This is a genomic window from Methylorubrum suomiense (assembly GCF_022179765.1).
In the GTDB taxonomy this organism is placed as follows: domain Bacteria; phylum Pseudomonadota; class Alphaproteobacteria; order Rhizobiales; family Beijerinckiaceae; genus Methylobacterium; species Methylobacterium suomiense.
Genome location: NZ_BPRE01000001.1, coordinates 596,805 through 610,496 on the forward strand (window position 1 = coordinate 596,805; position 13,692 = coordinate 610,496).

Genomic DNA, 13,692 nt, shown 5'->3' on the forward strand with positions numbered 1-13,692 from the left:
CCGGGGGAAGCTCAAGCGGGCGAACCGAAACGGGGGCCCGGCGCGGGGCCGCCGCGGCAGATCCTGGCCTGCGGGTCTCCGGCCCATGCGAATTCGCTTGCGCCCCTTCGACTACGAATATAAAGATATCTTTATGTCTAGCGAGAGCAGCCCCGGGACGGCTTCGCCAACGGCTTCGGTGCCTTTTGCCGAGGCCCTCGCCGTGTTGCGCGCCGCCGCCGAGGAGACACGCCTGCGCATTCTGGCGCTGCTGGCGGAGGGCGAGCTGTCGGTCTCCGACCTCACCGACATCCTGGGTCAGTCGCAGCCGCGCATCTCGCGCCATCTCAAGCTTCTCGTCGAATCCGGGCTGATCGAGCGCCATCGCGAGGGGGCTTGGGCGTTCTTCCGCCTGCGGGAGGCGGCGATCGGCTTCGTCGAGCCGTTGATCGCCGCGCTCAAGCGCGAGGCGCCGCCGCTCTCCGAGGATCGGGCCCGGCTCGATTCGGTGCGGGCGCAGCGCGCCGAGGCCGCCCAGACCTTCTTCGCCCGCCTCGCCCCCAAATGGGACCGGCTGCGCTCGCTCCATGTCCCCGAGGCGACCGTCGAGGCGGCGGTTCTCGCCGCCCTCGGCGACCGGCCGATCCGTCACGTGGTCGATCTCGGCACCGGCACCGGCAAGATGCTGGCTCTGCTGGCGCCCCGCGCCGGCCGCGCCACCGGACTCGATTCGAGCCACGCCATGCTCTCCGTCGCCCGGGCGAACCTGGAGCAGGCCGGCCTGTCGCGGGTCGATCTGCGCCAGGGCGACCTGCACGCGCCGCCCTTCGGCCGGGCGGGCTTCGATCTCGTGGTGCTGCATCAGGTGCTGCATTATCTGGACGATCCGGCCCGGGCGCTTCGCGAGGCCGCCCGCCTCGTCGCTCCGGGCGGACGCCTTCTCGTGGTCGATTTCGCGCCCCACAGCCTCGAACAGCTGCGCGAGACCCAGGCCCATCGCCGCCTCGGGTTCAGTGCCGAGCAGGTGACGGGCTGGCTGGTCCAGGCGGGCCTCGGCCGGGTCGAGAGCCGCCATCTCGCTCCCGACGACGGCACCGAGCATCCGCTCACCGTCACGCTCTGGCTCGCCCACGATGCCGCGATCCGTCCGGCGGCGCAGGATGAGCGGGCGGTGGCCTGACATCGGGGCCCGACGCGGTTTCGTCACGGGCAAGACGAGACGGGCAAGACGAGACGGCCAAGATCAAGACGGCCAAGCCGACACGACTGAGACATGATCCGACAACAAGACCGAATGGACACGAAGGGACGAGATCCGATGCCCAGCGCTTCCCAGCACCGCGCCAGCCGCGACGGCTTCCGCCCAATCCGCGTCTCGATCGAGTTCTTTCCGCCCAAGACCGAGGAGATGGAGAAGATCCTCTGGTCCTCGATCGAGCGACTGGCGCCGCTGCAGCCCAAATTCGTCTCGGTGACCTACGGCGCGGGCGGCTCCACCCGCGAGCGCACCCACAACACCGTGGCCCGCATGGTGCGCGAGACCAGCCTCAAGCCCGCCGCCCATCTCACCTGCGTGAACGCCACGCGGGAGGAGATCGACGCGGTGGTGCAGTCCTATTGGGATGCGGGCGTGCGCCACATCGTGGCCCTGCGCGGCGATCCGGCCGAGGGCGTCGGCTACACCTACCGGCCGCATCCCGGCGGCTACGCCCAGACATCCGATCTGGTGGCCGGCATCAAGCGGATCGGCGACTTCAAGGTCTCGGTCTCGGCCTATCCGGAGAAGCACCCGGAGGCCGCCTCGCTCGATGCCGATATCGACGCCCTCAAGGCCAAGGTCGATGCGGGCGCCGATCAGGCGATCACCCAGTTCTTCTTCGACAACGAGATCTATCTCCGCTACCTCGACAAGGTGCGTGCCGCCGGCATCGAGATCCCGATCATCCCGGGCATCCTGCCGGTGCAGAACTTCAAGCAGGCGGCCAACTTCGCCCGCCGCACCGGCGCCTCCGTGCCCTACTGGCTCGCCGCCCGCTTCGAGGGGCTGGAGAACGACGTCGAGACCCGCCGCCTCGTGGCCGCCGCGGTCGCCGCCGAGCAGGTGCTCGACCTCGTCGACCAGGGCGTGGAGGATTTCCACTTCTACTCGATGAACCGCTCCGACCTCGTCTACGCCATCTGTCACCTGCTCGGCCTGCGCTCGCAGGCCCCGAAGGCGGCCGCGAAGGCGGCGTAACCGCCCGCTTCTCCCCCCTGATCCCCTCCTGAAATGCCGAGTGTTAGCTCGGCCGCGAAGGGGGTCTCCAGGGTTCACCGTGCCTTCCGGAGGTCTCCTTCGAGGCCTCCGCTTCGCTCCGGCACCTCGGGATGAGGTGGGTTGATGGGACCGACGCTTTCGGCCATCGCCATCCCGGAAAATCCAGGATCGTCCGACATGACCACCTTCCCCCCCGTCGACGGCACCGAGATCGAGCGCGCGCTCCGCGAGCGCGCGGCGGAGAAAATCCTCGTCCTCGACGGGGCGATGGGCACGGTGATCCAGCGCCTGAAATTCTCCGAAGAGGATTTCCGGGGCGAGCGGTTCAAGGACCACGGTCACGATCAGAAGGGCAACAACGACCTCCTGATCCTGACCCAGCCCGACGCGATCCGTCAGATCCACCTCGATTATTTCCTCGCCGGCGCCGATGTCTGCGAGACCAACACCTTCTCCGGCACGACGATCGCCCAGGCCGATTACGGCATGGAATCGATCATCCACGAGCTGAACGCGGAGGGCGCGCGGCTGGCCCGCGAGGCTGCCGCACTGGCCGAGAAGCAGGACGGCCGCCGCCGGTTCGTCGCCGGCGCCATCGGCCCGACCAACCGCACGCTGTCGATCTCGCCGGACGTGAACAATCCCGGCTACCGCGCCGTCACCTTCGATCAGGTCAAGCAGGCCTATGTCGAGCAGGTGCGCGGCCTGCTCAACGGCGGCGCCGAACTCATCCTGATCGAGACGATCTTCGACACGCTCAACGCCAAGGCGGCGATCGCCGCCGCGTGGCAGGTCTTCGACGAGACCGGCATCCGTCTGCCGATCCAGATCTCGGGCACCATCACCGACCTGTCCGGCCGCACCCTCTCGGGCCAGACCCCGGGGGCGTTCTGGAACTCCCTGCGGCATTCCTCGCCGCTGACCTTCGGCCTCAACTGCGCGCTCGGCGCCAAGGAAATGCGCGGCCACATCGCCGAGCTCAGCCGCCTCTGCGACACCCTGGTCTGCGCCTATCCGAATGCCGGCCTGCCGAACGAGTTCGGCCTCTACGACGAGAGCCCGGAGGCCATGGGCAAGCTCGTCGGCGAGTTCGCCGAGTCGGGCCTCGTCAACATGGTCGGCGGCTGCTGCGGCACCACGCCGGACCATATCCGCGCCATCGCGGAGGCCGTCGCCGGCAAGACGCCGCGCCCGATTCCCGAGATCCCGCGCCTGATGCGGCTCTCCGGCCTTGAGCCCTTCGTGCTCACGAAGGAGATTCCCTTCGTGAATGTCGGCGAGCGCACCAACGTCACCGGCTCGGCCAAGTTCAGGAAGCTCATCACCAACGGCGATTACGCCGCCGCGCTGGATGTGGCCCGCGATCAGGTCGCGGCCGGCGCCCAGGTGATCGACGTCAACATGGACGAGGGCCTGCTCGACAGCCAGAAGGCGATGGTCGAGTTCCTCAACCTCGTGGCCGCCGAGCCGGACATCGCCCGCGTCCCGGTGATGGTCGATTCCTCGAAGTTCGAGGTGATCGAGGCGGGCCTCAAATGCATTCAGGGCAAGCCGATCGTGAACTCGATCTCCATGAAGGAGGGCGAGGAGAAGTTCATCGAGGCCGCCAAGGTCTGCCGCTCCTACGGCGCGGCGGTGGTCGTGATGGCCTTCGACGAGCAGGGCCAGGCGGATTCCTACGAGCGCAAGGTTGAGATCTGCACCAAGGCCTATCGGATCCTGACCGAGCAGGTCGGCTTCCCGCCGGAAGACATCATCTTCGATCCGAACATCTTTGCCGTCGCCACCGGCATCGAGGAGCACAATCCCTACGGCGTCGCCTTCATCGAGGCGACGCGGACGATCCGCGAGACGCTGCCCCACGCCCATATCTCGGGCGGCGTGTCCAATCTGTCCTTCGCCTTCCGCGGCAACGAGCCGGTGCGCGAGGCGATGCACGCGGTGTTCCTGTTCCACTGCATCAAGGCGGGCATGGACATGGGCATCGTGAATGCCGGCCAGCTCGCGGTCTACGACGAGATCCCGGCGGAGCTGCGCGAGCTGTGCGAGGACGTGGTCCTCAACCGGCGGGAGGATTCCACGGAGCGCCTGCTGGAGGCCGCCGAGCGCTTCAAGACCGGCGCCTCGGCCCAGGCCAAGACCGCCGATCTCTCCTGGCGCGAGGCCCCGGTCGAGAAGCGCATCGAGCACGCGCTGGTCAACGGCATCACCGAGTACATCGTTGCGGACACCGAGGAGGCGCGCCAAGGCGCCGAGCGCCCGCTCCACGTCATCGAGGGCCCGCTGATGGCCGGCATGAACGTGGTCGGCGACCTGTTCGGCTCGGGCAAGATGTTCCTGCCGCAGGTGGTGAAGTCCGCCCGCGTGATGAAGCAGGCGGTGGCCTATCTCGAACCCTTCATGGAGGAGGAGAAGCGGGCCAATGGCGGCACCGGTCAGCGCCAGGCCGCCGGCAAGGTGCTGATGGCGACCGTGAAGGGCGACGTCCACGACATCGGCAAGAACATCGTCGGCGTCGTGCTGGCCTGCAACAACTACGAGATCATCGATCTCGGTGTGATGGTGCCGGCCGCCAAGATCCTGGAGACCGCCAAGCGCGAGAAGGTCGACATCGTCGGCCTGTCGGGCCTGATCACCCCCTCCCTCGACGAGATGGTCCACGTCGCCGCCGAGATGGAGCGCGAGGGCATGGACATGCCCCTTCTCATCGGCGGTGCCACGACGAGCCGCGTCCACACCGCGGTGAAGATCCATCCGTCCTACGCCAAGGGGCAGGCGGTCTACGTCACCGATGCGAGCCGCGCGGTGGGCGTGGTGTCGAGCCTGATCTCGAAGGAGACGCGTGGGGCCACCATCGAGAAGGTGCGGGCGGAATACGCCAAGGTTGCCGACGCGCATGCCCGCTCGGAACTCGACAAGCAGCGCCTGCCGCTGGCCAAGGCCCGCGCCAACGCCTTCAAGGTGGACTGGTCCGGCTATCAGCCGAAGAAGCCGAGCTTCACCGGCACCCGCGTCTACGGCTCCTACGAGGTCGCCGACCTCGTTCCGTATATCGATTGGACGCCGTTCCTGCAGACCTACGAGTTCAAGGGGCGCTACCCCGCGATCCTCGACGATCCCGAACAGGGCCCGGCGGCGCGCGCCCTGTTCGAGGACGCGCAGGCGATGCTGAAACAGATCGTGGAGGAGCGCTGGTTCAACCCGAAGGCGGTGATCGGCTTCTGGCCGGCCAACAGCGTCGGCGACGACATCGCGCTCTATACCGGCGAGAGCCGCTCGGAAAAGCTCGCCACCTTCCACGGCCTGCGCCAGCAGCTGTCGAAGCGCGACGGGCGCCCCAACACCTCGATCTCCGACTTCGTGGCGCCCGCCGAGACCGGCATCGCCGATTACGTCGGCGCCTTCGTGGTGACGGCGGGGCTGGAGGAAGTGCGCATTGCCGAGCGCTTCGAGCGGGCGAACGACGATTACCGCTCGATCCTCGTCAAGGCGCTCGCCGACCGCATCGCCGAGGCGTTTGCGGAGCGGATGCACGAACGCGTCCGCCGCGAGTTCTGGGGCTACGCACCCGACGAGACCTTCACGCCCGACGAGCTGGTCCACGAGAAGTACGACGGGATCCGGCCGGCGCCGGGCTACCCGGCCCAGCCCGACCACACCGAGAAGGTCACGCTGTTCGACCTGCTCCAGGCGGAGCGCCGCATCGGCGTGAAGCTCACCGAGTCCTACGCCATGTGGCCGGGCTCGTCGGTGTCGGGCCTCTACCTCGCCCATCCGCAGGCGCATTACTTCGGCGTTGCCAAGGTCGAGCGCGATCAGGTCGAGGATTATGCCCTGCGCAAGGGCATGGACGTGGCCGAGGTCGAGCGCTGGCTCGGGCCGATCCTCAACTACGATCCCGGCCGGTACCTCAAGGCGGCGGCCGAATAGGTCACACCCGGCGCGGGATCGCCCCCGCGCCGGCACTTTGCCCTTGCCGGGTCGGGCCCCGGCGGGGCAAGCCGACGGACCGGCCGGAGCGGCGACGCTTCGGCCCCTTCAGGAAACAGTCCGATGCGCCCCACGCTCCTCGTCCTCGCCGCGGCCCTGGCCTGCGGTCTCGCCGCCTGCAGCAGCACGGAGTCCGGCAATTCGGGCCTGTCGCAGAGCTTCGACACCGGCAATTACCGCCGCTCGAACGACACCAACGGCACGATGGACCGCAAGGACGTGAACCGCGCCTACACGCAGCCCTCGCTGCCCTCGATCGCCAATCGCGGGTTCTGATTTCTCTCGAAAGACGAGGCGGCCGGGTCTCACCGGCTGCCGGATCCTCATCCCAACCCACCGCCCTCATCCTGAGGTGGCGGCGCGAAGCGGCGCCCTCGAAGGAGGGCTCCAGGGCTCGCTGAGACATCTGGAGCCCTCCTTCGAGGCCCGCTGGGCGGGCACCTCAGGATGAGGGGGACGGGATGGAGGGGGGACTCCTCAATCGTCCCCGCCCGCGTAAAACCCCTCGGCGCCGAGGCCCTCTTCGAGCATCATCCGGGCGCGGGCGCGCAGCTTTTCCGTCTCGCTCTTCAGCTGGCCGCAGGCCGCCAGGATGTCGCGCCCACGGGGGGTGCGCACCGGCGAGGCGTAGCCGGCGTTGAAGACGATCTCGGAGAAGTGGTCGATCCGCTCCCAGTCCGAGCACTCGTATTTCGAGCCGGGCCAGGGATTGAACGGGATCAGGTTGATCTTGGCCGGAATGCCCTTGAGGAGCCGCACCAGGGCGCGGGCATCCGCATCCGAATCGTTGACGCCCTTGAGCATCACGTATTCGAAGGTGATGCGCCGCGCGTTGCTCACCCCCGGATAGTTTCGGCACGCCTCGAGCAACTGGGCGATCGGGTATTTGCGGTTCAGCGGCACCAGCTCGTCGCGCAGATCGTCGCGCACGGCGTGCAGCGAGATCGCCAGCATGGCGTTCGCCTCGAGGCCCAGACGCTCGATCTGCGGCACGACCCCGGAGGTCGAGACCGTGATGCGGCGCCGCGACAGGGCCAGGCCCTCTTGGTCGGACATCACCGCCACCGCGTCGATCACGGCGTCGAGATTGTAGAGAGGCTCGCCCATGCCCATGAAGACGATGTTGGTGACGAGGCGCCCGACCTCGCCGCCATCCTTGCTCGGCATCTGCCCGGCGAAATCCCCGAGCGCGTCGCGGGCGACCACGAGCTGCGACACGATCTCCGCCGTCGAGAGATTGCGCACGAGGCGCTGCGTGCCGGTGTGGCAGAACGAGCAGGTCAGCGTGCAGCCGACCTGGGACGAGACGCAGAGCGTGCCGCGATCGTCGCCGGGAATGTAGACGCACTCGATCTCGGCGCCGCGATTGTGATCGTGGGCGCCGGTCGGCGCCATGCGCAGCAGCCATTTGCGGGTGCCGTCCCGCGAGACCTGCTCGCTCACGACCTCCGGCCGGTCCAGGGTGAAGGCGTCCGCAAGCTGCGCCTTCAGCCCCTTGCCGACATTGGTCATCTCGGCGAAGTCGCGGGCGCCGCGCACGTAGATCCAGTGCCAGACCTGGGAGACGCGCATCCGCGTCTCGCGCTCGGCCACGCCGATTTCGAGCAATGCCTGCTTCAGGTCGGCCCGGGACAGGCCGACGAGCGAGCGCTTGCGGCCGGGCAGGCGTGAGAGTGCCGTGACCTCGGGGGCCTTCTCGATCGGAGGAACGGCGCGCGTCTCGCGCCGGGCGGTGTCGAACGACGCCGTCGCCATGGAAATGACCTTGGTAGCTGGAATTTCTCTCATATACGCGGATTCGTCCGCGAACGCGAATGCGCCGGCCGCGCGGAGCACATTCCGATGCAGCGGAGGCCGCCTCGTCGTAAGGGGGCGCCCCGGATCAGGCGCTCAACGGCCTTTCGACCGTTTCGGGCGGGCCGGCACCGGACCGATCGCGATCCGCGTCTTCGGCCCGAGTCGCCGCAGCAGGCGGCGGAGATCCGCGGGCCTGAGGGCGACGCAGCCCTCCGTGGGCCGAAACCCCTCGCGGGCGATGTGCATGAAGATGGCCGATCCCCGGCCGGGGCGGATCGGGCCGCGGTTGTGGTCGAGATCGAGCACGAGGTCGTAGAGCCCGTCGTCGCGCCACATCGATTCGGCGCTGGTCGGGCTCGGCAGGCGGATCGGCCGGTTGTAGCGTCGATCCTGCGCGGCGTCGCACCAGCCGTCGTCCCGGCGTGTCGCCCGCAGCGGCAGCGGGCTCGCCGGCCGCACGGGAAAGCGGTCCGGCCGGTAATACCCACCGCGCAGGCGAAACACGCCGCGGGGCGAGGCCCCGTCGCCCTCGCGCTTGACCGCCTGTACCCCGGAGCGTCCGAGCGCGCAGGGGATGACCGCCGCCCCCGCCACGAGCCGGCCCGCATCGGGCGAGCCCGGCAGAGGATGCACCCGCACCATCGCCAGCGCCGCCGGCCTCCGCTTTCCGCCCGTTCCCGGCCCGACATGCGTCATGTCCGGTTCGTTCCTTCACCGTAGCGTTGTCGCCCTTTTGCCCGTCCGGGCTGTGCGTTAGCGCGCGAGACAGACCGTCGAACATGGCGAAAATGCTGCATAAGCATACGTGCTGGATGGTCTAGAGGCGTGAATGATCTAAATTAACGCTCAGGCAGGGCCGTACGGGCGCTGCCGACGGTGGACCTTTGGGCACATGCTCTCGGACCAGTCCTCCGTCATGATCTCCTTTCTGTCGCCTGCCCGAGCCTCTGGGCTCGGGTCACCGGATGAGCTTGCCGAAAGTCACGTCGTCGATGTCGAACCCTTATTGCCTCCTCGTCTGCGATGACGACGACGCCCTGCGCGAGGCACTGACGGAACAGATCGACGCCTACGAGGAATTTTCCGTCATCGGCGAGGGCACCGCCGCCGGAGCCATGGCCCGGGTGGCGGAGGAGCGCATCGACCTCGTCGTGATGGATGTCGGCCTGCCCGACATGGATGGACGCGAGGCCGTGCGGGCCATGCGCCGCAACGGCTATCGTGGCCCGATCATCGTCCTGACCGCCCAGGAATCCGACGACGACATGGTCGAGGGCCTGGAGGCGGGCGCCAACGACTACGTGGTCAAGCCGTTCAAGTTCGCGGTGCTGCTCGCCCGCATCCGCGTCCAGCTGCGCCAGCACGAGGCCAGCGAGGACGCGGTGTTCCGCATCGGTCCCTACACCTTCCGCCCCGGCGCCAAGCTGCTCGTCGGCGAGCGCGGCTCCAAGCTGAAGCTCACCGAGAAGGAGACCGCGATCCTGCGCTACCTCTACCGGGCGGGCCGTGAGGTGGTGGGACGCGACACGCTGCTGGCGGAGGTGTGGGGCTACAACGCCCACGTCACCACCCACACCCTCGAGACGCATATCTATCGGCTGCGCCAGAAGATCGAGCCGAACCCGGCCACCGCCGCGATCCTCGTCACCGAGGGGGGCGGGTACAAGCTGTTGCCCTGAGGAGCCTTAGGCGCCGGCAGCCGCTGGTTGGCTCTTCGCTTCGCGCGACGCCCCGGCAGAGCCGAGGCCGCTGTGCGGGGCGCTCTTCGCGCGCCCCGGCAAAGGAAATCGGCGGCGGCGTTTCGCGCGCGTTCCGTATCGGTTAAGCTTCACCGGGCCGTGACGGGATCGGCCGAGGGGCGGGACAGGCGTTGGGGCTCGACGACGATATCGCGATCCTGGCCGCCGCTCCGGTGTTCGAGTTGTTCGATCGCGACGCCCTGCGCCTCCTGAGCTTTGCCGGGGATCGGCGTCAGCTCGAGGCCGGCGAACGCCTGTTCGCCCGCGGCGAGCCGTCCGACGGCGGCTACGTGGTGATGTCCGGCACGATCGCGGTCGAGTCTCGCCGCGACGATGCGCCGGCGACCCTGGTTGCCCGCTCCGGGCTGATCGGGCGCAACGCCCTGTTCCGCCAGGTCGAGCGGCCGGCGGACGCCCGGGCCGTGGAGACGGCGGACGTGATGCGCCTGACGCCCTCGGTGATGAGCCGCGTGCTGCGTGAGTTTCCCGAGGTCGCCGTGGCGGTCCATGACGGCATCGCCGGGGAGTTGCGCGACCTCGTTCAGGGGTTCTCGCGAGTCGGCGGGCGCCTGCGGGATCTCGTGCCGAGAGAGCGGTGACAGGAGGGTGCGGCTTTTGTAAGCACGCCCGATCCTTCGCGTCGCGAACCGCCGGAACCTGACGATGTCCCAAGCCGCCTCCCACGCCGATCTCGAAAAGACCATCGAAGCCGCCTGGGAGGATCGCGCGAACGTCTCGACCGCGACGACCGGCGCGGTGCGCGAGGCCGTGGAGGAGGCCCTGAACCTGCTCGATTCCGGCAAGGCCCGCGTCGCCGAGAAGGCCGGCGAGTCCTGGCAGGTGAACCAGTGGCTGAAGAAGGCGGTGCTGCTCTCCTTCCGCCTCAACGACATGGTGCCGATCGAGGGCGGCCCGGGCTCGTCGCCGTGGTGGGACAAGGTGCCGTCGAAATTCTCGGGCTGGGGCGAGGCCGAGTTCCGCTCCGCCGGCTTCCGCGCGGTGCCGGGCTGCTTCGTGCGCCGCGGCTCCTACATCGCGCCGGGCGCGGTGCTGATGCCGAGCTTCATCAATCTCGGCGCCCATGTCGGCGAAGGCACCATGGTCGACACCTGGGTGACGATCGGCTCCTGCGCCCAGGTCGGCAAGAACTGTCACATCTCGGGCGGCGCCGGCATCGCCGGCGTGTTGGAGCCGCTCCAGGCCAACCCGGTCATCATCGAGGACAATTGCTTCGTCGGCGCCCGCGCCGAGGTGGCCGAGGGCGTGATCGTCGGTGAGGGCTCGGTGCTGTCGATGGGCGTCTATATCGGCGCCTCGACCCGCATCATCGACCGCACCACCGGCGAGACCTTCTACGGACGGGTGCCACCCTATTCGGTGGTCGTCTCCGGCACGACACCGGGCAAGCCGCTACCCGACGGCACGCCCGGCCCCGGTCTCTACTGCGCCGTGATCGTCAAGCGCGTCGATGCCGGCACCCGCGCCAAGACCGGCATCAACGAATTGCTGCGGACCTGAGGCGCGGGACGGTGTGCGGGGCGCTCCGCACGCCGTGATGGAACGACGGCCATCGCGTCGCGGCGGCATTGGCCCGCCCGCGACGCGTCGGAGGGAGCTGGAGGTCCGTTCGTCCCGCCGCTTCCCTCCCGGCGGCGGACATCCTCGCGCGGGCCGTCCATAGTTCGGTGGCGGTTTCGGGGAAGCGGATGCCGATTCGTCGAAACGCGCGACGTAACCGGAACTGAGGGCCGCCGGCCTGATGCGATCAGGTCGGAGGCGGCTCGACGAGCAGGACACCCGCTTGATCATGGCGACGGCCGGCACCTCCCATCCAACGCTCACGACCCGCATTCTCGACCTCACGGTCGTGGGGCAATCCGTCCCGACGCCGTGCACGGAGATCGGCACGGGACCGGCCGCCCTGCTCCTGCCGGCCCTGTCCTCGATCTCGGCCCGGGAGGAGATGCGGCCCCTCGCCCGCGAACTGGCCGGGGGGCATCACTGCCTCGTGCCCGATTGGCCGGGCTTCGGCGCGCAGGCCCGCGCCCGGGTGCCGCTCGCGCCTGCGACCTACCACGCCTTCCTCGATGCGCTGCTCGCCGCCGCGCCCGGACCCTACGCGCTGGCCGTCGCGGCGGGCCACGCCGCGCCCTATCTCGTGGCGGCCGCGCGGCGCCACCCGGACGCCTTCGGGCGGCTGGTTCTGGTGGCGCCGACCTGGCGCGGGCCGCTGCCGACCGCGATGGGCGAGCGGCGCGCCAAGTGGTTCGGGCGCATCCGCCGCGCCATCGAGATGCCGCTCGTCGGCGAGGCGCTCTACCGGATCAATATCAGCCCACCGATCATCGGCCGGATGATGCGCGCCCATGTCTACGCGGAGGCCGCCCACGTGACCCCCGAGGTGATCCGGGCCAAGCACCGCATCACCCGCCAGAGCGGCGGACGCTTCGGCACGGCGGCCTTCGTGACCGGCGGGCTCGATCCGGTCGGCTCCCGCGCGGAATTCCTGGCCCTGTTCGGCAATGATCTTCCGCCGGTGCGGGTGCTGCGGCCGGAACGGGCGCCCCGTCGCTCGGGCGGCGAGATGGATGCGCTGATCGCGACCGCCGGGGTCGAGGCCCGCACCGTGCCGGGGGCTCTCAGCCCGCATGAGAAGTTTCCCCGAGAGGTCGCCGCGGCGATCCGCGGCTGAGGCCCGGAGCTCGCCCCGACGGAATGGGGGCCGGTTCGTCGCGGGACAGAGCGGCACGGCAAGGGCCGGCGATGTCGGCCCGATGAAACGGGGTCGGATACGGCTCCGGCCCCGGTCCGGCCGCTCGCCGGAATCGCCCGAAAGCCGCCTGATCCGCCATTCTCCGAACGACACGGCGGTCACGAAATCGGGAACAACGCGGAAAAGCTGTCAGGAAACAGGATGTTGCAGGACTGTGACAAAGCTGTCGTACGTCCATCATAGAGAAATGCGGATTCGATCAGTATCCGATTCTCGAAAGTGCCTCGTTCGATGCTCCGTCCGCCGGTCCGCCACGCCGCCCTGCTGACCGTCCTTCTGACGACCCTCTGTTCGGCGCTGCCCCTGGCGGCGCAGACCGAGGCCCCGCAGGCGGCTCCGCCTCCGGAGACATCCGCGCCCTCGCTGGACAGGGACAAGCTGAATCCGGGGGCGCCGGCGCCGAAGGCCTATCTCACCGACGCGACCGCACCGAACCTCGTCGCGATCCTGCCCCCGCCCCCCGCCGGCCACTCGGTGGCGGAGGCGGCGGATCGGGCCGCCTTCAACGCGACGCGGGCCTATCAGGGCAGCGAGCGCTGGGCGCTCGCCACCAACGACGTCGCCGAGGGCGGCGCGGCCCTGCTGGAGGATTATGCCTGCGTCCTCGGCCAGCGGCTCGAACAATCCCGCGTGCCCGACCTGATGCGACTGCTCGACCGGGCCCGTCTCGACATCGCCCGCGCCACCCGCGAGACCAAGCGTCGCTACCGCCGCCTGCGGCCCTTCGTCGGCAACGACGCGCCGATCTGCGTCGCCCGCTCGCCCGAACTCGCCGACAGCTACAGCTATCCCTCCGGGCATGCGAGCCAGGGCTGGGCCTACGGTCTCATCATGGCGAACCTGATCCCGGAAAAGGCGACGCAGCTCCTCGTGCGCAGCCGGCTCTACGGGGAGAGCCGGGTGGTGTGCGGCGTCCACTGGCTGAGCGACGTGGTCGCGGCCCGCACCGGCGCCTCGGCGCTCGTCGCGGTGCTGCTCGCCGATACCGGTTTCCGTGCCGATCTCGAGCGAGCCAGGGCCGACCTGAAGAAGGCGCTCGCGGCGGGCGGTGCCAAGCCCGACCCGGCGGTCTGCGCCCGCGAGGACGCCGCCGCTCGCCAACCCCTTCTCTGAGTGGAGAGATCTGTTGCGCTTAGGTCACAGGCGGGACAGTTCTG

Annotated in this window: 11 protein-coding genes; 9 read left to right on the plus strand and 2 right to left on the minus strand. The window is 69.2% G+C overall.

The features are described 5' to 3' along the window. Positions 1-133: 133 nt before the first annotated feature. The 4 genes from MFF26_RS02870 (at position 134) to MFF26_RS02885 (ending at position 6,502) form a co-directional block, all read left to right on the plus strand. Positions 134-1,159 carry an ArsR/SmtB family transcription factor gene (locus MFF26_RS02870; protein WP_137830450.1) on the plus strand — a complete coding sequence of 342 codons (1,026 nt, stop codon included), beginning with the start codon at positions 134-136 and terminating at the stop codon, positions 1,157-1,159. Positions 1,160-1,297: 138 nt separating this feature from the next. Then, the gene (gene metF, locus MFF26_RS02875; protein WP_137830449.1) at positions 1,298-2,215 is read left to right on the plus strand and encodes a methylenetetrahydrofolate reductase [NAD(P)H]; all 918 of its coding nucleotides are present in this window, start codon (positions 1,298-1,300) and stop codon (positions 2,213-2,215) included. A gap of 198 nt (positions 2,216-2,413) precedes the next feature. Next, the gene (gene metH / locus MFF26_RS02880) at positions 2,414-6,166 is read left to right on the plus strand and encodes a methionine synthase (protein ID WP_137830448.1); all 3,753 of its coding nucleotides are present in this window, start codon (positions 2,414-2,416) and stop codon (positions 6,164-6,166) included. Between the two features lie 123 nt (positions 6,167-6,289). Further along, on the plus strand, positions 6,290-6,502 hold the full coding sequence (locus MFF26_RS02885) for a hypothetical protein (protein ID WP_137830447.1): 213 nt from the start codon (positions 6,290-6,292) through the stop codon (positions 6,500-6,502). 201 nt (positions 6,503-6,703) lie between these two features. On the opposite strand, the gene rlmN is transcribed toward MFF26_RS02885, so the two are convergent. Both rlmN and MFF26_RS02895 read right to left on the minus strand, forming a co-directional pair. Next, on the minus strand, positions 6,704-7,981 hold the full coding sequence (gene rlmN, locus MFF26_RS02890; protein ID WP_137830446.1) for a dual-specificity RNA methyltransferase RlmN: 1,278 nt from the start codon (positions 7,979-7,981) through the stop codon (positions 6,704-6,706). A gap of 135 nt (positions 7,982-8,116) precedes the next feature. Continuing rightward, positions 8,117-8,719, minus strand: a complete 603-nt coding sequence (locus MFF26_RS02895; RefSeq protein ID WP_137830445.1) for a L,D-transpeptidase family protein — start codon at positions 8,717-8,719, stop codon at positions 8,117-8,119. A 296-nt stretch (positions 8,720-9,015) separates the two neighbouring features. On the opposite strand from MFF26_RS02895, the gene MFF26_RS02900 reads away from it, so the two are divergent. From MFF26_RS02900 to MFF26_RS02920, 5 genes are all read left to right on the plus strand, one after another. Continuing rightward, positions 9,016-9,702, plus strand: a complete 687-nt coding sequence (locus MFF26_RS02900) for a response regulator transcription factor (protein ID WP_137830444.1) — start codon at positions 9,016-9,018, stop codon at positions 9,700-9,702. Between the two features lie 191 nt (positions 9,703-9,893). Beyond that, on the plus strand, positions 9,894-10,361 hold the full coding sequence (locus MFF26_RS02905; RefSeq protein WP_137830443.1) for a cyclic nucleotide-binding domain-containing protein: 468 nt from the start codon (positions 9,894-9,896) through the stop codon (positions 10,359-10,361). 64 nt (positions 10,362-10,425) lie between these two features. Further along, positions 10,426-11,280, plus strand: coding sequence for a 2,3,4,5-tetrahydropyridine-2,6-dicarboxylate N-succinyltransferase (gene dapD, locus MFF26_RS02910; protein ID WP_137830442.1), 855 nt, complete (start codon positions 10,426-10,428; stop codon positions 11,278-11,280). 289 nt (positions 11,281-11,569) lie between these two features. Further along, positions 11,570-12,454, plus strand: a complete 885-nt coding sequence (locus MFF26_RS02915) for an alpha/beta fold hydrolase (protein ID WP_238307459.1) — start codon at positions 11,570-11,572, stop codon at positions 12,452-12,454. Positions 12,455-12,766: 312 nt separating this feature from the next. Beyond that, positions 12,767-13,648 carry an acid phosphatase gene (locus MFF26_RS02920; RefSeq protein ID WP_137830440.1) on the plus strand — a complete coding sequence of 294 codons (882 nt, stop codon included), beginning with the start codon at positions 12,767-12,769 and terminating at the stop codon, positions 13,646-13,648. Positions 13,649-13,692: the final 44 nt, after the last annotated feature.